The following is a 23,770-nucleotide window of genomic DNA, read 5'->3' as shown; positions in this document are numbered from 1 at the left end:
GCGATAAAACGAAGACCCAAGCCTTATCCCATGCTGATGAAAACACGTCGATCAGCCAGGGCCGAGGTCAGGAAGAATGGTCACCCGAAGAAGGTTAAGTAAGTGCCATTCAAATCTGTCCCCTTTTTTGTTTGCTTTTTTTGATTGGCACTACTACGTTGAAGGATGGCGGTGTCCCCACTTCTGTGTTAAAGGTATTTACCGATAGAGCCGGCAATTTGATAACAACTTTCCCTGTTAAGGCGGGTATTTGATGGGTAGTCTTCCAACTAAAGTGTGGGGTGAGTTTCAGTTGGCAGTCTCAGCTCTGGCTGATGAGGCACCTTCTAGGCAGGTTCTTGAATTATTACTTTGCTGGACTCGGAGCAATTATCAGCATCTTGACTGTGAGCCGTATACGACCTATGGGTTTGATAGGATTGTAAAGGTCAATGAGAGGGAAATGCCGGTTGAGAGATCCTGTTTTAAGGTCGCGGATTTAATAAACTTTAAAAATACTATCCTGAAGCGCCAGTCTCAAGAGGGAGAGGCGATTGCGAGATTTTTGCGCGATACGGTCGAGGAGCTGATAACGGTCGAAGTCGATGAGCAATGTCCAAAGTGTAAGTCTGCTGGAGGGCGCATTTTTATAGGTAGATATAACGGATTGCTAGCTTATCAGTGTGGTGTCTGTGGTCATTCTCATTATTCAGATGGAACTAGGGTTAAAAGGGATGAGTTAGACTTCGCGAGCGAAATGCAGCTACGAGAGCTCGGTTTGAATCAGTAGAAAACGTGTCTATCCCTCTGAGGGATCCCTAGACAATTCGGTCATCCCCTTGGCGCGTGTGACTCCTTCCGTCGCTTTGGCGATATAACTTGTATCGCCGGTTTCCTGGGCATTTCTCACGAACTCCGCAATGGCCTCGGGAGTGCTGAGATATTCTGCGAGGTCAAATTCTATAAAGGTCTCGATCATTTTACTCTCCGCGCATGTGAAAAACGGGCGACCCAAAGGTCGCCCGTTTTCGTTACTCAGCAGCTTGCGCCCGCAGCCGTCTCCCAATCACATCCATCACATCGCAGCCATCCCGCAACGCTATCGTCAGCATTTTGCAAAAGTCAGAAAGCACCACCGTATCGGAGCTGATATCCGAGCGGAACGCGATGTTTTCCAGCACCTGGGTCACGGTGCGGATGCGGTAGTCGGCGGTTTCGAAAAGGACGTCCAGCGGGGCTTCGGTATCGATGAGCAACGTTGCGGGGACGCAGTCGATGCCAGTGATGGGCATATATCGATTCATTTTGAAGATCTCTGTTTGATTGGCTGAAAGCCATCACTCAATCGTCGCCAAACGATTGGGTGGTGGCTGTGCGCAGGTTGGCGAACCGGTTACAGAGAAAACCGGCAGATCCGAAGATCTCCCGCGCACAGCCGCCGTGGAATATAGCGGCTTTGCGGGTGCGTCGGTACCTGCAATCAGCTGGTAGCTTTCGCATTCTCTGTAATCGAGTCGCCAAACCCGAATCGCCTTTTTGGGCGACGAGGGACTATAGGCTGGCCCGCTCCGGTGCCACAAGACACCGCTTTCCGAGCTTCATGTAGGACGTTTGGCCTGGCATTTGTCGGCTTAAATCGGGCGACTGCTGCCCAGTCGAGCGGGAGCAAGCCCCCTCGCCACGGGGGGCGCGCTCGACCGGGCGGGTTGGCGCATCAACTGTGGCAGCAGCCGTGGGGCTTGGCCTCTTCGTATTTATCGTGGTGCCGCACCCAGTCCATGATTTCGTCTTCGTTGCGGCCCTTGGGCGTCAGGTCGAGGTAGTTGTAGGTGCCGACCAGGATGTCGAGGCCGCGGGCGTAGGTGGAGTAGGTGTGGAAGATGTCGCCGGCTTCGTTGCGATAGAAGACGCTCAGGCCGGGGAGTTCGCCTTCGGTGGTGTCGGTTTTTTCGTAGTTGTAGGTGGCTTTTCCGGTGGCGGTGTCTTCGGTTTTGAAGCTGACGCCGAAGTCGTAGTTGAAGTCGCAGCCTTGCGATGAGACCCAGTCGAAGGCCCAGCCCATGCGGCGTTTGAAGGATTGGAATTCGGCGAAGGGCGCGCGGGATACGGCGACCACGGCGACGTCGTGGTGGGCCAGGTGTTGGTTGGCACCGTCGATGTGGTCGGACAGGAACGAGCAGCCCTGGCAGCCTTCTGTCCAGCCGGGGCCGAACATGAAGTGGTAGATGATCAGTTGGCTGCGGCCGCCGAACAGGTCGGCCAGGCTCAGTTCGCCGTGGGGGCCTTGGAAGCGGTAGGGTTTGTCGATTTTTACCCAGGGCAGGGCGCGGCGTTCGGCGCTGAGTTTGTCGCGTTCGCGGGTGAAGGCTTTTTCGTGGGCCAGGTGCTGGCGACGGGCGGCGAGCCATTCTTCCCGCGAGACGACTGGATGATTTTCTACGTTCATGGTGATTTCTCCTGTGGTCAGAGCCGCGAAATCGGCCTTTAACAGTTGGTCGTTTGGCCTCGGAGCAATTCGACAGGCCGTTGGTCGGCTCAAGGTAGAGACCGCCTGGAAACCCGGCTGAACGGCGGCGCAGCGCCTAGGTCACAACCTAGGTAGGCATCTCACTCTTTGGAGGATGGACCAGGATGACGACTTATAACTGGGACTTGATCGAACGGTTGTTGCACGAAGTGCAGAACGGCGCCGGCCACAGCTTTACCCCTCGGCCTTATGCGGAGGAGCATGCGGCGGCGAAAGCGGCTGAAGGCGAGGCGATCGAGAACCTCGATCATCTGAAAACGGTTGCCGGGGAGTACGAAAAGTTGCTGCTTATGCGTGGCTATATTGAGCCTCGGCCGGAGGAACAGGGCGGCAATGGCGAGAATTTTGTGCTGACGCCGCGTGGTTCGCGGTTGTTGAGCCTGATCGACAGCAGCATTCCGGGTAACGATCACCCACGCCAGGTGCTGGATGATCAGGACGATGCGCTGGATGAGTTTACGTTTGATGAGTTGGCTTCGAAGGCGCAGATTGCCTGACAGGCCAGCACTGAATCCTAATGTGGGAGCGAGCCTGCTCGCGATAGCGGTCTGACAGTTAAGGATAAGTTGTCTGTCAGAATGCTATCGCGAGCAGGCTCGCTCCCACATTGGATCTCACTGGTGTTAAATCAGTGCTTACTTAGCTTTGTGCTGCCTTCAGGCACCTCAAATCACTGAAATCCTTCTTCACCCCGTCGATCTTCTTCAGCAGCCGTTCGCGCTGGGGCGGTGTGCTTTCGGCCATCAGGTCCACCAGCAGGCTGCGGGCCTGGGCTTCGGTTTTGCTGAAGGCTTCGCGGTAGGCGGGGGTCCAGAGGCTTTCGCGGTTGACCAGCAATTGTTCGATGCGTTCGGGGAAGTCGGGACGGTGGCGTTGGGCGACGGCTTCGCTGAACTGGTTTTGCCAGTGGGCGCGGTTGGCGATCCATTGCTGGTTCTGCTCACCCAGGGCGGTGGACCAGGCCGTCACCCGTTGGCGCTGGGCGTCGTTGAGCGGGCCGAGCCAGTTGTCCAGGCGTTTGACCATGCGTTCGCTGCGTTCCTGGATCTGCTCCTGCAACATCGGCTTGAGGTATTGCTGCTGGCGTTTGCGCTGGTCCTTGACGAAGGCGGCGTCCATGTCATCGACTTGGTCGTCGTTCAGGCTTTGCAGCAGTTCGATGGCCGAGGGGGTGATTTCCCGGGCGGTTTCGGCGAGGGCGGCCTTGGCTTCCCGGGTGCGTTGTTGCAGCGCTTCATCGGTTACCTGGTCGGTTTGCACCATGGTCTTGAGGCGATCCAGCCAGTCGAGGTAGCCGGGCAATTGGGTGGTGCAGTGCCAGGTCAGGTGGTCCTTGAGGCGCTCGTTGAACCAGTCTTTTTGCTCGCCTCTGATGTCCAGGTAATCGTTGAGGGTCCAGGGGATGATCAGGTCGAGGTTGCGGTAGGCCAGGCCGATGCGACTGCAGGCGGTGACGGCCAGCAACAGAGCGATGAGCATGGTGGTGCGGGTCAACCAGCGCGGCATGAGCGAGTCCTTGCGAAGGCGTCGGTGCTTTGTTTGAGCATCGCAGACGCGCGGCAGTTCAGCCGATTAAATGCGTAACGCTTAGTAAAAAGGGTGGGCCATCTTGAGGGTCAGCAGGCTGTCGCATTCGCTGTTGTGGCCGGAGTATGCCGAGCAACTGCTGCCGCTGAGGCTTGAGTCACTGTAGATCAGGTCCAGGTCGATGCCCATCCAGGGCCGGGAAATTTTCAGTGACCAGTCGCTGAAACTGCCTACATAGCCGTTCTCGACCGACACTGGCGTATTGAGTTGGTGGGTGGTGTATTTGGCGCTGATGCCAATGCCGAACGGTATGTTGCCGCCCAGGTCGGCAAACAGCGTGCTGTTCTGTTTGTCCGGGTCGTTGCTCAGGGCGGCGCCAAAACGGCTGCCGAACACGGTCAGACCGCCGTAGAACTCCTGGCTGCCGGGAGTATCGAGGGTGGGGTAGCTGTAGTGGATCAGGCCGACTTCGTAGCCCAGGGTCTGGTCGAAGGGTTGTTTAAAGCCTATGTAGGAATCCACCTCGAGGTTGGCGGATACGCCCACGCTGGGTGACCAGTGGCCGACGTACCAGCCGCTGTCGTGGCTCAGGTCCAGGCCACCATGGAACGAACCGCTGCTCGACGGCGTGACCAGGCCCTGGGCCATGCTGCGGCTGGGAGTGGTGCCAAGCTTGAGGTCGAAGTCGCCGAGTTCGCGCTGGAAGACCTGCCCGTGGACGAGGGAGCACGAGAGCAGGCTGACCGTCAGCGGAACAAGGGAGATGCGCATGCTTCATTCCATCAATAACGAGGAGCAGGAACGATAACTGAGCTGAAAGGCTTGGGCTAGAGAGGTCCAAGCATACCGGCGAATGGTCGGCTGCGACGGCCGTTCGTCGAATCATGGGAAATGGGTGGGGCGGGGGAGGGTTCCAGTCCAAGCGCTTCGAAGCTCAAAGCGCTTTGGGACCAGGTGACGTGCAGGTTACTTCTTGCCCAGGCTAATCTGCTTGGAAGGGCCGAATGTCTGGCCGCTGACGCCTTTGGCAATTTGCTGGATCTCGCCGCCGGACTTGAGGAACGCAGCGATCTGGTTGTTGATCGACTCGCTGGTTTCAACGGCTGGAGCTGGCTTTGCTTTGCTGTTGGATGCTTTTACGCGCATGACGGCCATTAACCTGTAGATAATTAATTGGGCCAGGCATCGTACAGGAAATACTTGACAATTGCTTGGCAAATATCCTTCTGAATTATCGCTGTGGTGACGGAATAATGAGCGGTTACCCTGCAATGATTGCCCTAAGCCTCTGTTTTAAATAACAACCGAGGGCGAAATAGGGCGACGATGGCGAGCGCTACGCACCGTCGCCCGCCTGACGAATGGCCGTGCCTGGGGCGAAAGCCCAGGAAAATCAACGGTTGTGCAGGGCCGTGCCAGTAAACCTCACCGGCGGCCACGAATCAGGCTGCAAAACCGGGTAGAATGCCGCCCACGCAATGAGGGTATTGGAAATGGCTTTAGTCGGGCGCTACAACAGTTTGCAAGTGGTTAAACACACTAACTTCGGTTTATATCTGGACGGCGGTGCGGACGGCGAAATCCTGCTGCCCAACCGTTATATTCCCAAGGATATTCCCAGCGAAGATGAAGACTGGCTCAATGTTTTCATTTATCTGGACAGCGACGACAAACTGATCGCCACCACGGAAAAACCCAAAGTTCAGGTGGGTGAATTCGCCAGCCTGAAAGTGGCTGAAGTCAACAGCATCGGCGTGTTCCTGGACTGGGGCCTGCCCAAGGATCTGTTGCTGCCGTACTCCGAAGAAAAGCGCCAGATGACCGCCGGCGAGTACTGCGTGGTGCACGTCTACCTCGACAAGCACACCCGCCGCATCACTGCCACGGCGCGCCTGGATCGTTATCTGGACAAGACTCCGGCCAACTACACGCCGGGTCAGGAAGTGGATTTGCTGGTCGCCGAAGCCACCGACATGGGCTTCAAGGCGATCATCAACAACAAGCACTGGGGCCTGATCCACAAGAATGAAATTTTCAAGTTCATGCGCGCCGGCAAACAGGAAAAAGGCTTCATCAAGGAAGTCCGCCCGGACGGCAAGATCAGCCTGAGCCTGCAGCCCGTAGGCCAGGAAGCCGCCACCAGCCTGAACGCCAAGATCCTCGCCAAGTTGCGGGAGAACGACGGCACCTTGCCGGTCAGCGACAAGAGCGACCCGGTGCTGATCAGCAGCCTGTTTGGCGTGAGCAAGGGCAACTTCAAGAAGGCCATTGGTGCGCTGTACAAGAATGGGCAGATTGTCATTCATGCCGATCGCATTGAATTGAGCTGATTGACCACAGAATCCTGTGGTCCTGTGGCAAGGGAGCTTGCTCTCGCTGGTTGCAGGACGATTTGGGAGCGCTGTAGGAGCTGTGTAGGAGCTGTCGAGTGCAACGAGGCTGCGATCTTTCCCCTATAAATTGAGTCTCAAGCGAAGATCAAAAGATCGCAGGCTTCGCCAGCTCCTACAGAGCCCAGGGGGAGCGCCTGTCTGTATACAAAACCCTGCACCTTTAGCATGCATCTACGCCCTGTTCGTGGGCGCATGTCAGCTCTTGCTCGGCTTTTACTCCCGCTGTACACCCCGGTTTGTCTCACATCTCGCGCCTATGGCACGCATTCTGCGTGGCAACGCGTATACAAACCATGCCGGCTCCCGTGCGCAGTATGGTGAGCAGGTCGATACGGGGGCACGGCGGTACTCAAAGGAGCCCCGCAATGTCCGAGCAATTGCCCAACGGCTACAGCCCTCGCCTCTATAACGAAGACCTGGGCCCGCTGCCGCAGAAATGGAATTGGTACAACATCTTCGCTTTCTGGATGAGTGATGTACACAGCGTGGGCGGTTATGTCTTCGCCGCCAGTTTGTTCGCGTTGGGGTTGGCGAGTTGGCAGGTGTTGATTGCCTTGCTCGGCGGGATCTGCTTCGTGCAGTTGATCGCTAACCTGGTCGCCAGGCCGAGCCAGCAGGCGGCGGTGCCGTACCCGGTGATCTGTCGGCTGGCGTTTGGCGTGTTCGGGGCGAATATCCCTGCAGTCATCCGTGGCTTGATCGCCGTGGCGTGGTACGGGATTCAGACATACCTGGCGTCCAGCGCGCTGATCATCGTGGTGCTACGGTTCGTTCCTTCGATGGAGGTCTATGCGACACCGCATTTTGCCGGTTTGTCCTACCTGGGCTGGTTCGGTTTCCTCAGCCTGTGGTTCGTCCAGGCGCTGGTGTTCTGGACCGGGATGGAGTCGATCCGTCGTTTCATCGACTGGGCCGGGCCGGTGGTGTATGCGGTGATGTTCCTGTTGGCCGGTTGGATCGCGTGGAAGGCCGGTTGGAGCAATATCAGCTTCACCCTGGCGGAAAAGTCCTTGTCTGGCTGGCAGGCGTTCGGCCAAGTGATCGTGGCGACGGCGCTGGTGGTGTCGTACTTTTCCGGCCCGACCCTGAATTTCGGCGATTTCAGCCGTTATTGCCGGAGCATGTCTGACGTGCGTCGGGGCAATTTCTGGGGGCTGCCGGTGAATTTCCTGGCGTTCTCCCTGGTCACCGTGGTGATTGTTTCCGGGACTTTGCCGGTGTTCGGCGAAATGCTCCACGACCCGATTGCCACTGTGGCGCGTATCGACAACGACGTGGCCGTCTTGCTGGGCGCCTTTGCCTTCGTGACCGCCACCATCGGCATCAACATTGTCGCCAACTTCGTCTCTCCCGCGTTCGACTTCGCCAACGTCGCGCCCAGCAAGATCAGCTGGCGCGCCGGCGGCATGATCGCGGCGGTGGCCTCGATTTTCATCACGCCGTGGAACCTGTTCAACAACCCCGAAGTGATCCACTACACCTTGGACGTGTTGGCGGCGTTCATCGGGCCGCTGTTCGGGATCTTGCTGGTGGATTACTACCTGATCAAAAAACAGCAGATCGACGTCGACGCGCTGTTCAATGACGGGCCGAGCGGGCGCTATTACTACAGTGGTGGTGTCAATTGGACCGCGGTCAAGGCGCTGATTCCGGCAACGCTGATGGGCGTGGCGATCACCTTCACGCCGCTGTTGCAACCGATGGCCAACTTTGCCTGGTTCACCGGTTGTTTCCTCGGCGCAGTGTTGTATTTCGCCTTGGCGCGACGCGAGTCGGCGGGGCAGTTGAACAAAGTGTTCAGCGCGGCCGAGCAGGCCTGATCAACGCAGCACGGTTTGGGCGCAAGGGCTCGCCGCGCTGCGGTTGGCGGGCCGCAGCAACAGGCCTCCGGCCATCAGCAGGCCGCTGCCGGCAATGATCAGCGCCGGTTGCAGGCCGCCGCTGAAATGGCTGCTCAGCGCCGCCAGCAGTGGCCCGCTGAGCTGGCCCAGGGCAAAACAGGCGGTCAACAGGCCCGCGTTGCGCTGAGTGGCGTGGGGTGCCAGTTCCCGGGAACGCAGCATCACCAGTTGCATGCAGGCCAGGAACGGCGCGCCACACAGGATCACCCCCAACGCCAGCCCCGGCCCACTGCCCAGCAGGCAGGCAAATACGCCGGCGGCTTGCAGCCAGAGCGTACCGATCAGCCAGCGACCGGTGGTGTTCGGGTTGGGGCGACGCAGGCTGACCAACAACACGCCGCTGGCGGCAGCCAGGCCGAAGCAGGGCCAGAACAGGTCGGCCAGCCATTGCCCGTGGAACTGCGCCGAGGCCATTTGCGACAGGAACGTAGCCGGAATGATGTAGCCCAGGCCATACAGGGCGTACACCACGCCCAGTCGAGCGACGCCAGCGTTCGGTGAAGGGCTGGTTGGCCCGGCGACAGGTGTTGCTACGACCGGCTGCGGCAGGATCGGCAAGATCATCAGCAACATCGCCAAGGCCACGCCGGCATACATCAGCCACAGGGTTGCGGAGGTCTGGCCCAGCAGATTCGAACCCAAAGCGAGCAGGCCGGTCAGGAAAATTCCCAGCCCCGGGCCGGCAAACACCAGTGCGCCCAGGCGTGGCCGTCCCGCCGCCGCAGCCAAGGGTTGGCTCAGGGCGGTGATCATCACCAGCACCCAGGCGCTCGCCACGCCGGTGCCAAAGCGTAATGCCAGGTGTGGCCAGAAGCCCCAGGCCCAGAACGACGCCAGGGTCAGCAGCACGCACAGCCACAGGCCGCCGAGCAACCGTCGCCGCACCTGTTCCGGACGGCGAACGAACATGGCATCCAGCGCGCCGAGGAAATACCCCAGGTAGTTGGCCGCGGCAATCAGACCGGCGGTGGTCAAGTCGATCTGACCTTCGCCGATCAAATGAGGTAACTGGGGCGTCAGGGCGAAGCGGCCGATGCCCATGGCCATCATCAGCGCGATGAAACTGCCGAGCAGGCGAATAAGAGGTGACATGGTCGTTCTCCAGTGTCGAGGTGAATGACCGTCAGGCTAGGACTGATTGACTTTCATTAAAAATGAATAATAGTGAGTAACTTGTTCTTTTTTGGAGAAGGTCATGGAGTTCAGCCAATTGCGGATTTTCCAGGCTGTGGCCGAGGAAGGTTCCATCACCCGGGCCGCCGAGCGCCTGCACCGGGTACCGTCGAACCTTTCGACCCGGCTCAAGCAGTTGGAAGAGCAACTGGGCGTGGACCTTTTCTTGCGCGAGCGTCAGCGTTTGCAGTTGTCACCGGCCGGAAAAGTCCTACTGGACTATGCGGCCAAGCTGTTCGCCTTGCACGACGAAGCCCATGCCGCCGTACAGGGCGGGCAGCCGGCCGGGGACTTCCTGCTGGGCACGATGTACAGCACGGCGGCGACGCATCTGCCGGACTTGCTGGCGGCTTATCATCGGGCGTATCCGGAGGTGAACCTGCAAGTGCAGTCCGGGCCGAGTGGTGAATTGCTTGAGGGTTTGCTCACCAATCGTCTCGACGCGGCGTTGGTGGACGGCCCGCTGGAGTTGGCGGGGTTGGACGGCGTGCCGTTGTGCGACGAACGACTGGTGCTGATCACCGAGGCCGATCACTCGCCCGTGCGCAGTGCGTTGGATGTGCAGGGCCGCGCGGTGTTCACGTTCCGGCGTGGTTGCTCCTACCGGATGCGGTTGGAAGCCTGGTTTGCCCATGACCATGCCACCATGGGCCGGGCGATGGAAATCGAGTCTTACCAAGGGATGCTGGCGTGTGTGATCGCCGGGTCCGGGGTGGCGCTGATGTCGGAGTCGATGCTGGCCAGCCTGCCGGGCCGCGAGCGGGTGGCGGTGCACCCGTTGGTCGAGCCGTTTGCCAGCGCCACGACCTGGTTGATGTGGCGCAAAGGCATGGTCGGAGCCAACCTCAACGCCTGGCTTGAATTGCAACAACAGGCCTGGCCACGAGCGCCCATGACGACGGTGCAATCGGCTTGAGCTCCGGGAGGTGGGTTTTGATTAATTCAGTAACAGATCATTGCAGACTGAGACGAGCATTGCGTAGAACATCGGACTATTATCAGTGCGAAGGGGCCACAGTAATTTGCTGCTTGTACCACCCTGAGGGGGCACCACGATGAAAGAGAAAATCCAGAACTGGCTTCACGACCTGGGTGTCGCGCTTGGCCTGATCGAGCCACCGATGCAACCGGTACCGATCCGCACCGATGACGAGCAACGCCGCCGCCAACCGCGCCGCCGGTAAACCCACCAGGCATTTGGAGAGATCGCAGCTGCGGACCATTTCAATTGAGATGGTCCGCAACTGCGATCTTTTTATTTGTGGAGGCCGACGCTGTGGGGGCGAGTTCATTGCCAGGGTGTCGGTCAAACCGCCTTGGCCACCACCTTCGGCCGTGGCGACAACAAGCTCACCCGCACAAAACTCACCAGCGCACTCAGGCTGTAGTAAATCGGCGTGTGGGCGTCCAGGCGGTCCTTGAGCATGAAGAACAGTGCGGTCAGCAAGCCCAGCGACAGGCTGGTGATTGCGCCGGCGGTGCTGCCCCTGGCGCTGCAGCCTCAGCGCGAGCGCGCTGTTGTGGCCAGAGATTGCTCCCGCTGGGTTCTGTAGGCACTGGCGAAGGCTCGGGCCGCGTTTGGACGATCTTTTGATCTTTTGATCTTTCGCTTGAGACTCAAATGTCTGGGGAAAGATCGCAGCCTCGTTGCACTCGACAGCTCCTACACAGTTCCTACGCGGTTCCTACACGGCTCACAGTTCTTATGGATGCAGTCGAGAGGGAGCGCGCTCCCTCGCCACAGCTTCTCGGATCAGGCGGTTTGCTTGAGGGCTGGTTTATCGAAGGGCTCCGAAGCGTCCTTGCTACGCGGATCCCCCGGGCCATACACCGCCGTCGGCTCTGGAAACAGGCTCAGCAATACCAGGTACACCACCGAGGCCAGACCCAGGGTCACCGGTAGGCTGATGTCGATTCCGCCTGCCAGTTCTCCCAGCGGCCCGACGAACTGCCCCGGCAGGTTGACGAAGCACAACCCCACCAGCGCGCTGGGGATCCATGCCCCAAGGCCGCGCCAGTTCCAGCCGTGGCTGAACCAGTAGCGCCCGCCGGTTTCGCCGCGGGTGAACACTTGCAGGTCATCCGGGCAGTAGAAGCCGCGGCGCACCAGCAGGCCGATGATCATGATCACCATCCATGGCGTGGTGCAGGTGATGATCAGCACGGCGAAGGTCGAGACGCTCTGCACCAGGTTCGCCGCGAAGCGCCCGATGAAGATGAAGGCAATCGACAGCACGCCGATCAGCAGCGTCGCCTTGACCCGCGACAGCACCCGTGGAAACACGCTGGACATGTCCAGCCCCGTGCCATACAGCGACGTAGTGCCGGTGGACATGCCGCCGATCACCGCGATCAGGCACACCGGCAGGAAGAACCACCCCGGTGAAACCGCCAGCAGCCCGCCCACGTAGTTGTTGGCCGCGATGTAGTCCGGCGCCTTGATCGCCACGATGGTGGCGGTGGCGAGGCCGAACAGGAACGGGATCAACGTCGCCAACTGCGCAGCGATCACGGCCAGCATGATGCGGCGCTTGGGCGTATCGCGGGGGATGTAGCGCGACCAGTCACCCAGGAATGCACCGAAGGAAATCGGGTTGCTCATGGCCACCAACGCCGCGCCGATGAACGCCGCCCAGAAGCCCGGCTGGCCGAGGCTGACGGTGCCGGCGAACTGGCTGTCGAAGGTCGGTGCGAAGGCGAGAATGCCCAGCAAAAACAGCAGGCTGGCCGCCCACACGGCGATGCGGTTGACCCACAGCATGAAGCGAAAGCCATAGATGCATACCGTCAACACCAGCAGGGCGAACAGGCCGTAGGCCAGGCCCAGGCTCAGGTCGGTCTCTGGCATGCCGATCAACCGTTTGGCGCCGCCGATCAACGCGTCCCCCGAACTCCACACCGACAGCGAGAAGAACGCGATGGCGGTCAGCAACGACAGGAACGAGCCGACGATTCGCCCGTGCACGCCGAAGTGTGCACCGGAAGACACCGCGTTGTTGGTGCCATTGAGCGGGCCGAACAGACCCATGGGCGCGAGGATGATCGAACCCACCAGGACGCCCAGCACAATGGCCCAGACCCCAGCCTGGAATGACAGGCCGAACAGCACGGGGAAACTGCCGAGCACGGCGGTGGCGAAGGTGTTGGCGCCGCCGAAGATCAGGCGAAACAGGTCGCTTGGGCCGGCGGTTCGTTCGTGGTCCGGGATCTGTTCGACCCCGAAGGTTTCAATTTGCGTAAGGTTGTTGTCGTTATTGTTATACATGATCTGCTCCGATCATAAAGGCGCGCCCGTCGTGTGCGGGCGCCACCTGTTGCTAAGGGATTGGCAGCCCTTCCGGCATTGCGGACAAATGTTCGTGACAGGCCAGCCATAGGCCTTGTTGTTCTTGGCGAAACACAACGGTTTCGCGCTCCTGGCTAAAGTGAAGCTCCCCTTGCATGCGCAACTCGGTGGCCACGTCATGGATGAAAATCGCCACGTCCCCTAGCAGGCTGACGAAGGCGTTGCTTGAGGTGCAATTGAGCACCTCGAAGCCATCCTCGGACCGCCAGCGATCCCACAACGCCTGGTAAGCATCGCGTGACAGCAGGGGCTGTTCGAGGGTGTGGAACACGAAACTCGCATCAGCCGTGAACGCACCGAAGTAGGCGTCGCGGTCGTTGCGGGCGAAGGCCGCCACCAAATGTGCAGCGGCCTGGAGCACTTGGTCCTGTTTGTTCATGGGCGCACCTCAGCGATGAACCACGCCAGGCAGTACGCAGAGCATCTCGTACAGCAGGTTGGCGCCCAGCAGCGAGGTGTTGCCGGTGGTGTCGTATGGCGGCGAGACTTCTACCAGATCGCAGCCGACCAGGTCGAGGCCCTGGCAACCACGGACGATTTCGATCGCCTGGATGGTGGTCAACCCTCCGATTTCCGGGGTGCCGGTGCCAGGGGCCCAGGCCGGGTCGATGCCGTCGATGTCGAAGCTCAGGTAGACCGGACCGCCACCGACTTTTTCACGCACTTCGGCCATCAACGGGGCCAGGGATTTGTGCCAGCATTCTTCGGCCTGGACCACGCGGAAACCCTGGTTGCGGCTCCAGTTGAAATCATCGGCGGTGTAGCCCTGGGCCCGCAGGCCGATCTGCACCACGCGGTCGCAATCGAGCAGGCCTTCTTCCACGGCGCGGCGGAAGGTGGTGCCGTGGGCGATCTTCTCGCCGAACATGTGGTCGTTCACATCGGCGTGGGCGTCGATGTGCACCAGGCCGACCTTGCCGTGTTTCTTGTGGATCGCCCGCAGGATCGGCAGGGTGATGGTGTGGTCGCCACCCAGGGTCAGGGGGATGACGTTGTGTTCGAGGATCTTGTGGTACGACTCTTCGATGATCCGCACTGCGTCCAGCAGGTTGAAGGTGTTGATCGGCACGTCGCCGATGTCGGCCACCGACAGCGAGTCGAACGGCGCGGCGCCAGTGGCCATGTTGTAGGGGCGGATCATCACGGATTCGGCGCGGATCTCGCGGGGTCCGAAACGGGTGCCGGCGCGCAGGGAGGTGCCGATGTCCAGCGGCACGCCGACGAACGCAGCGTCCAGGCCGGCAGCGGTTTGCAAGTGGGGGAGTCGCATCATGGTGGCGATGCCACCGAAGCGCGGCATGTCGTTGCCGCCCAGTGGTTGGTGAAGAATCTTGTCCACGGGTAGGGCCTCATCGTTGTTTTATTTATCAGGGGCCGATTCTGCGAAAAGCCGTTGCCGTGAAGAATCGCTGGCGGCAAATACTTAGTTCAGATTTTTCTAAACTAATGGCGGGTGGGGGCGATAGACTCGCGATTGACCTGTTGAGGTTAAATGGTGGGTGCAAGCCTGTGGGAGCAAGCTTTGCTCCCACAGATAAATCCCCTCGCCACAAAGTGTGCAGTGACCCGCCTGTATGGAGACACCCTGATGGCCAATGCTTTACCCGACCTGAAACTGCTGCGCATTTTCGTCAGCGTGGTCCGGCACCAGGGGTTCGCCAATGCCCAGCACGAGCTCAACCTGTCCACGTCGGCCATCAGCACCTACATGAGCCAGCTTGAGGCGGCCCTGGGCCTGGTGTTGTGTCATCGCGGCCGGGGCGGGTTCAGCCTGACCAGCAAGGGCGAGTTGTTCCATCAGGAAACCTTGCGCCTGCTGGGCGAGCTCGAAGGGTTCGAGCAGTACGCCGCCGCGCTCAAAGGTGAACTGCGCGGCACGCTGAACCTGGGGGTGATCGATTCCACGGTCAGTGACAGGGCCTTGCCGTTCGCCGAAGCCATCGGTGCCTACAGCCAGGAGCATCCGGCGGTGCATTTGCATCTGTCGGTCATGAGCCCTTATGAGCTGCAACTCGGCGTGCAGGACAACCGCCTGGACTTGGCCATCGGCGCGTTTTCCACGCGCATGAGCGGGCTGGTTTATATGCCGCTGTACCGTGAACAGCACTGGTTGTATTGCAGCAACCGCCATGCGCTGTTCAACGAGCGGCGCATCCCCGAGCAAGTCATCACTCAGCAGCGCATGGTCGGGCGCGGTTACTGGAGCCAGGCCGAACTGGCCCGTCATGGCTTCAAGCACAGCGCGGCGACGGTGGAGAGCATGGAGGCGCAGTTGATCCTGGTGTTGTCCGGTGCCTACGTCGGTTACCTGCCTGAGCACTACGCTCAGGCCTGGATCGACAAGGGCGACTTGCGCGTGTTGTTGCCGGCGACCTTCGGCTATCAGGCGCCGTTTTCGATGATCGTGCGCCGTGGTCGCAGCCGCGAGCCGCTGATCCAGACCTTCCGTGATTTGCTCAAAGCTCAACTGAATCAGGCCTGACCATGTCCAGAACTCAATGTCCGCGTTGCCAACGACCGCAAAGCCATTGCCTGTGCCCGTTGATCCCCAGCCTCGACAGCCGCACCCGCGTCTTGCTGTTGCAGCATCCCAGCGAAGTGAACCATGCCTTGAACACGGCCAGGCTGGCGGCTTTGGGCCTCAGTAATGCTGAACTGATCGTGGGCGAGGTGTTCGAGGATTTGCCCAGGTTACTCAATCAACCGGGTTATCAGGCGCGGTTGTTGTTTCCGGATGATGATGCACAGCCGCTGCAAGCCTATGTACCCTCCGATGACCCGTTGCTTCTGGTCGTGCCCGACGGCACCTGGCGCAAGGCACGCAAGTTGCTGCACCTCAACCCGCTGCTGGCGGCGCTGCCGAGGGTGACGTTGGCCGAGGGCGGGGTGTCTCGTTATCGTTTGCGCAAGGCACCGGGACCGGGAGCGTTGTCGACGGTCGAGGCGATTGTCCAGGCGTTGCAGGTGCTTGAAGCGCCGGCGAGTTTCGAGCTGTTGCTGAGGCCGTTCGAGGCATTGATCGAGGGGCAGATCGCGGCGATGGGGGAGGAGACGTTTCGGCGTAACCATGCTGAGAAATAATGGATGTCTTTGCCGCCGCCTTCGCGAGCAAGCCCGCTCCCACAGTTGATCTTCAGTGCACACAAGATTTGTGGTCACCACAAATCCAATGTGGGAACGAGCCTGCTCGCGATGGCGGCCTCATGATCAGAGGAGCGCCCAGTTAGAACCTATCGCTCGCGCATCGCCTCGGTCTGCGCCTTCAACACCGGCTTGAGCAGGTAATCCAGGACACTTTTCTCCCCGGTGATGATGTCCACCGTCGCCACCATCCCCGGAATGATCTGCAAGGGGTTGGCATCCCCACCCAGGTGGTTTTTATCGGTGCGCACCTGGATCAGGTAGAAGCTGTTGCCTTTGTCGTCGGTGATGGTGTCGGCGCTGATCAGTTCGAGCTTGGCGCTCAGCCCGCCGTAGATCGTGTAGTCGTAGGCGCTGAACTTGACCATGGCCTTCTGGCCTGGATGAAGGAACGCCACGTCCTGAGGGCGGACCTTGGCTTCGATCAGCAGGTTGTCTTCCAGGGGCACGATTTCCGCCATGTCGCTGCCCGGCTGCACCACGCCACCGATGGTGTTGACCTTCAGTTGCTTGATCACCCCATGCACAGGCGAGACGACGGTGGTGCGGCTCACGCGGTCGTCGATGGCGATGCTCGAGGCGGTGATTTTCGACAGTTCGGTGCGTTTCTCGTTGAGGTCCTTGGCTGCCTCGGAGCGAAAGGTCTGTTCCGATTCGTCGATCTTGCTCTTGATCTCGTTGATCGCCGATTCGGCCCGGGGAATGGCCAGGGTGGTGGCATTGAGCGAGCCGCGGATTTCCACCGCGCTGCGTTTGAGCCGCAGGATCTCCACCGGTGATACCGCCCCGGTGCGCACCAGCGGGGCGGACATGTTCATTTCTTCTTGCAGCAAGGCCAGGGAGGAGCTGAACTGGCCTTGCTTGGAACGAAACTCCGCCAGTTCCTGGGTCTTCTGGCGCAATTGTTCGGTCAGGGTGCGTTGCTCGCTGGCCAGACGCCGCTGGCGTTGTTCGTACAGTGAGCGCTCGTCCTCGGCCACTTGCGGGGCCTTGGCAATCACCTCGGCCGAAAGATCGAACGGCCGGCCCTCGGCCTCGGCCGACAAGCGCTCGACCTGGGCGGTCAAGGCATAGCGGTCGACCTCGCTTTCGCCCTTGTTCGACAGGAACCGCGTGTCGTCCAGGCGCAGCAGGGTGTCGCCCTTGTTCACCATCTGGCCTTCGCGGACGAATATCTCCGTGACGATGCCGCCCTCCAGGTTCTGGATCACCTGGATCTTGCTCGACGGAATCGCCTTGCCTTCGCCGGTGGTGACTTCCTGCAACACCGCCAACTTCGCCCAAACCAGCCCGGTGATGATCAAACCGGCGGCCAACCACACGGTCACCCGCGAGCGGCGGGGCGAATCCTGCAGCGTGGCGCCAGCGGTTTCCGGCATGAACTCGCTTTCAGCGCTTTTGCTGAAACTGCCGAAGTAGCTTCGGGCGGCTGAATCCGGTGTTTGAGCAGACATGGGGCGGTACCCGTCAGTGAGAGAAAAAAAGCCGAACACATACCCGTGGCTTGAGAGGGTTATCTGTGGGAACAAGCCTTGCTCCCACAGATTACGGTGTTGTTTCTATACCGCTGCGGAGCCCACCCGTCCCTTGCGCAGCGCATCGATCACCGCGTCTTTCGGTCCATCGGCCACGATCCGGCCGTTGTCCAGCACCACCAAGCGGTCCACCAGGCTCAGCATCGAGGTGCGGTGGGTAACCAGCAGCACGGTCTTGCCCTGTACATGGGGGTGAAGCTTCTGTCGCAAGACGTCTTCGCTGCTGTTGTCCATGGCGCTGGTGGGTTCGTCCAGCAGCAGGATCGGCGGGTCGAGCAGCAAGGCCCGGGCCAGTAGCACGGCCTGGCGTTGGCCGCCGGAGAGCAGTTGCCCGCGCTCGCCCACCGGGCGGTCGAAACCTTGGGGATGTTGGCGCGCCAGTTCGGTGACACCGGTCAGTTCTGCCACTTCCAGCATGCGCGCGTCGCTGATGTAGCGGGCGCCCAAGGTGAGGTTGTCCCGCAGGCTGCCGGCCAGCAGCGGCAGATCATGGGCGACGTAGCCGATCTGTTGACGCAGGTCGGCGACGTCCAGTTGCCGCAGGTCCAGGCCGTCGAGCAGCAACTGGCCTTCCTCCGGCGCATAGAACCCCATCACCAGGCGCGCCAGGGTGCTCTTGCCCGAGCCACTGCGGCCGATGATCCCGACCCGTTCGCCGGGTTTGAGGCTGAAGCTGATATTAGCCAGCGCCGGAGCGCTCTGGCCGTTGTAGTGGAAGGTCACGCCGCTGACGTCCAGCGCGCCCTGCAATTGGGTGCGGTCCAGGGGCCGTTGCTTGGCGTCACGCTCCTGAGGCAACGCCATCAGGGCATCGGTGCTGCGCATGGTGAGCTGGGCTTGCTGGTAACGGGTGATCAACCCGGCGATCTGCCCGAGCGGGGCGAGCACCCGGCTGCCGAGCATGTAGGTCGCTACCAGCGCACCGACGCTGAGGTTGCCGGCGATGATGCTGTAGACCCCGGCAACGATGGTCGCCATGCCCGCCAGTTGTTGCAGGAACAAGGTGCCGTTGGTCGCCAGTGCCGAGAGGTTGCGCGCGTGGCTGTCCAGGCGGGTGAGGGCACCATGGGTGCTTTCCCATTGATGCTGGCGCTCGCTCTCGGCGCTGCAGGCCTTGAGGGTTTCCAGGCCGCCGAGGGTTTCGATCAGCAGTGCCTGGCGCTGGGCGCCCAGGGCCAGGCTTTTTTCCACGGTGTCGCGCAGGCGCACCTGGATGATCGTCGCGAAGATAATGGTGAGCGGAAACGCTACCACCGGAATCACCACCAGCCAGCCGCTCAACAGGCCGATCACCACCAGCATCAGCAGGGCGAAGGGCAGGTCGATCAGGCTGGTGAGGGTCACTGCCGTGAGGAATTCGCGCAGGCCCTGGAAGTCGTGGATGCTCTGGGCGAAGCCGCCGATGGTCACTGGCTTGGCCTTCATCGCCATGCCGGTGATGCGCTCGAACAGGGTGGCAGAGAGAATCACGTCGGTTTTCTTGCCGGCGGTGTCCAGCAGATGGGCGCGCACCACCCGCAATACCAGTTCGAAACCCGTACCGATCAACAGCCCCACGGCCAGCACCCACAGGGTCGACGTGGCCTGGTTCGGCACCACGCGGTCGTAGGTCTGCATGACGAACAGCGGCACCATCAGCCCCAGCAGGTTGATCAGGAAACTCGCCAGGATCGCGTCGCTGTACAGCCAGCGCGACAGCTTCAAGGTGTCGCGAAACCACGCCTCGACCCGCGGCACCAGGGGCGAACGCAGGTCTTCGAGTTCATGGCGCGGCCGGGCGAACAAGGCCTGGCCGCTGTAGTCGAGGGCCAGTTCCTCGCGGCTGACCCACTGCTCGCCGCCGTCGGCCTCGCAGGGCAGAATCAGCGCCTTGCCATCCTCACCCCAGCGCCGCAAGACCGCACAGCGGCCGCCCGCCAGAATCAGCATCACCGGCAGGTTCAAGGGGGAAATATCCGCCAGCTCACGACGCAACAGCCGCGCCTGCAAGCTGGCCCGGGCCGCTGCGCGTGGCAGCAGGTCCAGGCTCAAGCGTTGGTGCGCCATAGGAAGCCCGGCGCTGAGGCTGGCGCGGCTGACCGTCGCGCCATGGAGTTTGCAGAGGATCAACAGGCCGTCCAGCAAAGGATCATCGAAATTCAGGCGCGGATCGGCGCCGGGGGTTGCGGGTTCCATGCTGGTCACATTGTTCGCTCCCATTTTTTTGGAGGGGGGCTACTTCAGTTCCGGCAGCCGAGCCTGGTTCTTGACTTCGGTCTGCGCGACCGCATCGGCCGGCAGCACGATCCGTTGTTTTTGCAACAACAGGCCCATGTTCGCCAGCACCCGGTACATCGAGTACTCCTCGGTGTAACGCACTTCGGTGTAGCGACGGTTGGCGTTGTACAGCTCGTTTTCGCTGTCGAGCAGGTCGAGCAGGGTGCGTTGGCCGAGACCGAACTGATCCTGGTACGCAGCGCGCACACGGGCGGTGGTGTCGGCATATTCGCGGGCGGTGGGGGTCTGTTTGCGGGCGTTGAGCATCGCGTTCCAGGCCAGGCGTGTGTCTTCGTTGAGCTGGCGCAGGGCATTGTTGCGGATGTCCATGGCCTGGTTGATCTGGTGGGCGTTGGACGCCAGCCGCGCCTTGTCGCTGCCACCGCGGAACAGGTTGTAGTTCATCACCACGCCGACCCGCCAGTTGTTGTCGTGGCCTTCTTCGCCACCAAGGTTGTTATTGGCGCCCACCGCCGCCTCGGCGTCAAAGCGCGGGTAGAACGGCGACTTCGCTACTTCGTACTGGCTCTCGGCGGACTGTATGTCGGCTTGGGCCGATTTCAGGTACGGGTTGTTATCCACCATGCTTTGCTGGGCTTCGCGCAGGTCGGCAGGGATTTCGCCTTTGGTCGAGGGTGGCGCTTCCAGCTCATCGGGCATGCGCCCGACCACGCTGTAGAAATTCGCTTCGGCGTCGGCCAGGTCGACCTGGGCGGTGTCGTAGTTGTTTTCCGCCAGGGCCCGACGGGCATTGGACTGGTCGGAGTCGGCGGTGCTGCCCACCCCACGCTCGGTGCGCAAGCCGATCTGGTCGTTGACCCGCAGGTGCGCCTGCAGGTTGTTCTTGGCCAGGGTCACCAGTTCACGACGCTTGAGCACTTCCAGGTAGACCTCAATGGTGCGCAGCGCCAGATCCTGGGCGGTGCCCTGGGCATAATAGGCCCGGGAGTTGACCACGCCTTGGGTGCGCTCCACTTCATTAGCGGTGTTGAACCCGTCGAAGATCATCTGCCGCAGACGCAGCTCCGATTGGGTGTAGGTCAGGATATTGGTGTGGTGATTACCCAAGGCTCGGGTGTTGGTGTTGTCGCTATAGCCACGACCGTAACCGGCATTCAAATCCACTGACGGGAAAAAGCCCCCTCGGGCGACCTTGACGTCTTCATTGGCTGACAGACGGCTGTCTACCCGTTGTGCCAGCTCTGGGTGAGTGGCAATGGTGCTCTGGATCGCTTCGGTCAAGGATATGGCCTGCGCCTGAGAGGAGCAGGCCATGGCCAGCAAAACCGCGCTGCAGAGGGGGGTTAGAACGCGCATGAGGTGCATCTCCTGATGTCTGTAGTGCTTTGCTTGTCGCCAAAATATTGACGAATTAAAGATCAAAACCGTTTCAACCTTGTAACAACACAGCTAAGAACATCCTGAGCAAAACCTAAGAAGAATTTTTCATAAGACTTATGCCGAAAAAAACTTATGTGCTTGAAAAAAACCGGCACATTGTTCAAAGCGAAAGCCTTTGAATCTGAGGGTTCTGACGGCTTTTAGGCGTCAATAAAAGTTCCATGCAGATGTTTAAGTAACGTGAAGAAGTACCGGAAGGGCGATGTGAGATGTGTTTTTTGGTGACGGTTTTTTGTCATTCTGGCGAATTGCTAGCACCTTCTGTTTTCACGAAAGCTGGCAGATTTTCCAGCTTTGTTGGTCGCCAAACCTGAGGACGGATTCTTCACCCAGACAGGTGCCGATTGCGGTCGGCAACGGAGGAAATGCACATGGCAGCGCTCATCGGTATCGTCAGCAAAGTGGTCGGGCAAGTTTTCGCAGAAGCGGCCGGTGGCCTGCGGCGGCCTCTGGTCGAAGGCGATCGGCTTTATGCCGGCGAACACCTGGTCACCGGTGCCGAAGGGGCCGTGGCTGTTCATATGCAGAACGGCCAGACGTTGACCCTGGGCCGCGAAAGCAACCTGACCCTGACCTCGCAGTTGCTCGCCAACCCTGCGCCTGATGTCGACACGCCTGACGCGGCGACACCGAGTAACGCGCAACTGACCAATGTGCAAAAGCTGCAGCAAGCCATCGCCGCCGGCGCCGACCCGACTCAGACCGGTGAAGCCACGGCCGCCGGCCCCGAGGGTGGCAACCCGGGGGGCGTGGGCGGCGGGCACAGCTTTGTGCTGCTGGAAGAAGTCGGCGGGCAGGTCGATCCGCAGATTGGTTTCCCCACGGCCGGGTTCAACGGGATTCCCGAGTTTCCACAACTGCGCCTGGCCGGTGACCCGGATAACACGGGCGACGATGCAACCGTGCCGCCGGAGACTCCGGACAACCCCGTGACCCTCGACGGGGTCAATGTCGAGGGCGGTGAACTGACCACCAACGAGGCCAATCTGGCCGATGGTTCGGCCAGCAATCCGAGTGCGCTGGTGCAAATCGGCACCTTCACGGTTTCCGCGCCTGACGGGCTGAGCAGCCTGAGCATCGGCGGCATCAACGTGATCACCGGCGGCGTGCCCGCAGGCTTCCCCCAAACCATTACTTCGGCGCTGGGCAACACGTTGACCATCACCGGCTATGACCCGGCCACCGGGGTGGTCAGCTACAGCTACACCCTGACGGACAATGAAACCCATCCGGCCGGCGGCGGTGTCAACAGCATCACCGAGCAGTTTGCGGTGGTGGCCGTCGACACCGACGGTGACACGGCCACCGGCACCCTGGACGTCAACATTACCGATGACGTGCCACAGGCGATCGACGACAGCCACGCCAATACGGCGTCGGAAACTTTGGTTACCCTCACCGGCAACGTATTGCCCAACGATCATCAGGGCGCCGACCGGATCCCCACCGGCCCCGACAGTGGGCCGATCATTGGTGGGACGTTCACCGGCACCTACGGCACCCTCGTGCTCAATCCCAACGGCACGTACACCTACACCCTGAACACCAGCGACCCGCAATTCGTCGCGTTGCATGGCGGGGGCAGCGGCACCGAGACCTTCACCTACACCCTGACCGATGCCGATGGCGACACCAGCACGGCGAACCTGGTGTTGCAGGTGCATAACAATGATGATCCGGTGGTGTTGGTAGGGCTGGATGCTGCAGGTGGCGAACTGTCGCTGCTGGAGAAAAACCTCAGCGACGGCAGCAGCCCGGATGCGCCGGCGCTGACCCAAAGCGGCACCTTTACCGTGACTGCGTTGGACGGTGTGCAGACCCTGAGCGTGGGCGGTATCAACGTGGTGACGGGCGGTGTGGCAGCCGGTTTCCCACAATCGATTACCACCGCGCTGGGCAACACCCTGACCATCACCGGTTTCAACGCTGCGACTGGGGTGGTCAGTTACAGCTACACGCTGCTGGACAATGAAACCCATCCAAACGCCAACGGCGCCAACAGCCTCAGCGAGCAATTTGCGGTCGTCGCCACCGACGACAACGGCACCACCGCCAACGGGAATCTGGACGTCAATATCGTCGACGACCTGCCCAAAGCCGTGGACGACAGCAACGCCAGCACGGCTTCGGAAACCAACCTGACCTTGACCGGCAGCGTGCTGACCAACGACACCCAAGGTGCGGACTCTGTGGCGTCCGGCCCAATCACCCCCGGCACCTTCACCGGCACTTACGGCACCTTGGTGCTCAACGCCGACGGTTCCTACACCTACACCCTCAACACCGCTGACGCCGACTTCAAAGGCTTGCACGGTGGTGGTGATGGCAGCGAAACCTTCACCTACACCCTGACCGATGCCGACGGCGATACCAGCACGGCGAACCTGGTGCTGCAAGTCCATAACAACGACGATCCGGTGATCATCACCGGCCTCGACACCGACGGCGGTGAGCTGACGGTCCAGGAGAAAAACCTCAGCGACGGCAGCAGCCCGGATGCGCCGGCGCTGACCCAAAGCGGCACCTTTACCGTGACTGCGTTGGACGGTGTGCAGACCCTGAGCGTGGGCGGTATCAACGTGGTGACGGGC

Annotated in this window: 21 protein-coding genes and 1 pseudogene; 8 read left to right on the top strand and 14 right to left on the bottom strand. The window is 60.7% G+C overall.

What is annotated here, in order from left to right:
• Positions 1–778: 778 nt before the first annotated feature.
• The 3 genes from AACY31_RS26990 to AACY31_RS26980 form a co-directional block, all read right to left on the bottom strand.
• The gene (locus tag AACY31_RS26990) at positions 779–958 is read right to left on the bottom strand and encodes a helix-turn-helix domain-containing transcriptional regulator (protein WP_058544381.1); all 180 of its coding nucleotides are present in this window, start codon (positions 956–958) and stop codon (positions 779–781) included.
• 52 nt (positions 959–1,010) lie between these two features.
• Positions 1,011–1,283 (bottom strand): hypothetical protein, encoded by a 273-nt coding sequence (locus tag AACY31_RS26985; protein ID WP_058544380.1) that lies wholly within the window; start codon positions 1,281–1,283, stop codon positions 1,011–1,013.
• Between the two features lie 410 nt (positions 1,284–1,693).
• Complete coding sequence (locus tag AACY31_RS26980; protein ID WP_339505419.1) at positions 1,694–2,425, bottom strand: DUF899 domain-containing protein; 732 nt, start codon at positions 2,423–2,425, stop codon at positions 1,694–1,696.
• Positions 2,426–2,610: 185 nt separating this feature from the next.
• Here AACY31_RS26980 and AACY31_RS26975 point away from each other — a divergent pair, with 185 nt between their 5' ends.
• Entirely contained in the window at positions 2,611–3,003 is a 393-nt protein-coding gene (locus AACY31_RS26975; RefSeq protein ID WP_339505418.1) for a transcriptional regulator, read from the top strand.
• A gap of 142 nt (positions 3,004–3,145) precedes the next feature.
• On the opposite strand, the gene AACY31_RS26970 is transcribed toward AACY31_RS26975, so the two are convergent.
• From AACY31_RS26970 to AACY31_RS26960, 3 genes are all read right to left on the bottom strand, one after another.
• On the bottom strand, positions 3,146–4,012 hold the full coding sequence (locus AACY31_RS26970) for a DUF6279 family lipoprotein (RefSeq protein ID WP_339505416.1): 867 nt from the start codon (positions 4,010–4,012) through the stop codon (positions 3,146–3,148).
• Positions 4,013–4,093: 81 nt separating this feature from the next.
• Positions 4,094–4,804, bottom strand: a complete 711-nt coding sequence (locus AACY31_RS26965; RefSeq protein ID WP_339483524.1) for a TorF family putative porin — start codon at positions 4,802–4,804, stop codon at positions 4,094–4,096.
• Between the two features lie 195 nt (positions 4,805–4,999).
• Entirely contained in the window at positions 5,000–5,188 is a 189-nt protein-coding gene (locus AACY31_RS26960) for a hypothetical protein (RefSeq protein WP_339483525.1), read from the bottom strand.
• A 338-nt stretch (positions 5,189–5,526) separates the two neighbouring features.
• On the opposite strand from AACY31_RS26960, the gene AACY31_RS26955 reads away from it, so the two are divergent.
• The gene (locus tag AACY31_RS26955) at positions 5,527–6,363 is read left to right on the top strand and encodes a CvfB family protein (RefSeq protein ID WP_339483526.1); all 837 of its coding nucleotides are present in this window, start codon (positions 5,527–5,529) and stop codon (positions 6,361–6,363) included.
• Between the two features lie 428 nt (positions 6,364–6,791).
• On the top strand, positions 6,792–8,246 hold the full coding sequence (locus AACY31_RS26950; protein WP_339505415.1) for an NCS1 family nucleobase:cation symporter-1: 1,455 nt from the start codon (positions 6,792–6,794) through the stop codon (positions 8,244–8,246).
• Here the strand turns inward: AACY31_RS26950 and AACY31_RS26945 are convergent, their stop codons facing one another.
• The gene (locus AACY31_RS26945) at positions 8,247–9,419 is read right to left on the bottom strand and encodes an MFS transporter (protein WP_339493074.1); all 1,173 of its coding nucleotides are present in this window, start codon (positions 9,417–9,419) and stop codon (positions 8,247–8,249) included.
• Between the two features lie 103 nt (positions 9,420–9,522).
• Here AACY31_RS26945 and ptrR point away from each other — a divergent pair, with 103 nt between their 5' ends.
• Positions 9,523–10,416 (top strand): putrescine utilization regulator PtrR, encoded by an 894-nt coding sequence (ptrR, locus tag AACY31_RS26940; protein WP_339483531.1) that lies wholly within the window; start codon positions 9,523–9,525, stop codon positions 10,414–10,416.
• A 139-nt stretch (positions 10,417–10,555) separates the two neighbouring features.
• Positions 10,556–10,684 carry a PA1414 family protein gene (locus AACY31_RS26935; protein ID WP_003198971.1) on the top strand — a complete coding sequence of 43 codons (129 nt, stop codon included), beginning with the start codon at positions 10,556–10,558 and terminating at the stop codon, positions 10,682–10,684.
• A 122-nt stretch (positions 10,685–10,806) separates the two neighbouring features.
• Here AACY31_RS26935 and AACY31_RS26930 read toward each other — a convergent pair.
• The 4 genes and pseudogenes from AACY31_RS26930 to speB form a co-directional block, all read right to left on the bottom strand.
• Positions 10,807–10,989: pseudogene (locus AACY31_RS26930) on the bottom strand (sodium:solute symporter); the annotation flags it as partial.
• A gap of 264 nt (positions 10,990–11,253) precedes the next feature.
• On the bottom strand, positions 11,254–12,768 hold the full coding sequence (locus AACY31_RS26925) for a purine-cytosine permease family protein (RefSeq protein ID WP_339483546.1): 1,515 nt from the start codon (positions 12,766–12,768) through the stop codon (positions 11,254–11,256).
• A gap of 49 nt (positions 12,769–12,817) precedes the next feature.
• Positions 12,818–13,225: a YybH family protein gene (locus tag AACY31_RS26920; RefSeq protein WP_339483533.1), complete on the bottom strand. Its 408-nt coding sequence runs from the start codon at positions 13,223–13,225 to the stop codon at positions 12,818–12,820.
• Between the two features lie 9 nt (positions 13,226–13,234).
• Positions 13,235–14,185, bottom strand: coding sequence for an agmatinase (speB, locus tag AACY31_RS26915; RefSeq protein ID WP_339483534.1), 951 nt, complete (start codon positions 14,183–14,185; stop codon positions 13,235–13,237).
• Positions 14,186–14,434: 249 nt separating this feature from the next.
• Between speB and AACY31_RS26910 the strand changes: the two genes are divergently transcribed.
• Both AACY31_RS26910 and AACY31_RS26905 read left to right on the top strand, forming a co-directional pair.
• Positions 14,435–15,328, top strand: a complete 894-nt coding sequence (locus AACY31_RS26910) for a LysR family transcriptional regulator (RefSeq protein ID WP_339483535.1) — start codon at positions 14,435–14,437, stop codon at positions 15,326–15,328.
• Between the two features lie 2 nt (positions 15,329–15,330).
• Complete coding sequence (locus tag AACY31_RS26905; RefSeq protein ID WP_339483536.1) at positions 15,331–15,927, top strand: tRNA-uridine aminocarboxypropyltransferase; 597 nt, start codon at positions 15,331–15,333, stop codon at positions 15,925–15,927.
• Positions 15,928–16,076: 149 nt separating this feature from the next.
• Here AACY31_RS26905 and AACY31_RS26900 read toward each other — a convergent pair whose 3' ends face one another.
• The 3 genes from AACY31_RS26900 to AACY31_RS26890 form a co-directional block, all read right to left on the bottom strand.
• On the bottom strand, positions 16,077–17,441 hold the full coding sequence (locus AACY31_RS26900; RefSeq protein WP_339483537.1) for an HlyD family type I secretion periplasmic adaptor subunit: 1,365 nt from the start codon (positions 17,439–17,441) through the stop codon (positions 16,077–16,079).
• Positions 17,442–17,546: 105 nt separating this feature from the next.
• The gene (locus AACY31_RS26895; RefSeq protein ID WP_339483538.1) at positions 17,547–19,706 is read right to left on the bottom strand and encodes a type I secretion system permease/ATPase; all 2,160 of its coding nucleotides are present in this window, start codon (positions 19,704–19,706) and stop codon (positions 17,547–17,549) included.
• A gap of 30 nt (positions 19,707–19,736) precedes the next feature.
• Positions 19,737–21,095: a TolC family outer membrane protein gene (locus AACY31_RS26890; RefSeq protein WP_339483540.1), complete on the bottom strand. Its 1,359-nt coding sequence runs from the start codon at positions 21,093–21,095 to the stop codon at positions 19,737–19,739.
• 455 nt (positions 21,096–21,550) lie between these two features.
• On the opposite strand from AACY31_RS26890, the gene AACY31_RS26885 reads away from it, so the two are divergent.
• Positions 21,551–23,770 (top strand): retention module-containing protein (locus AACY31_RS26885; RefSeq protein WP_339505413.1); only part of this gene is annotated, 2,220 nt, incomplete at its 3' end.

The organism is Pseudomonas sp. RL_105y_Pfl2_101, assembly GCF_963970585.1.
Lineage (GTDB): Bacteria > Pseudomonadota > Gammaproteobacteria > Pseudomonadales > Pseudomonadaceae > Aquipseudomonas.
Note: the sequence above shows the minus strand (reverse complement) of the source record. Positions and strands in the feature narration are given on the sequence as shown.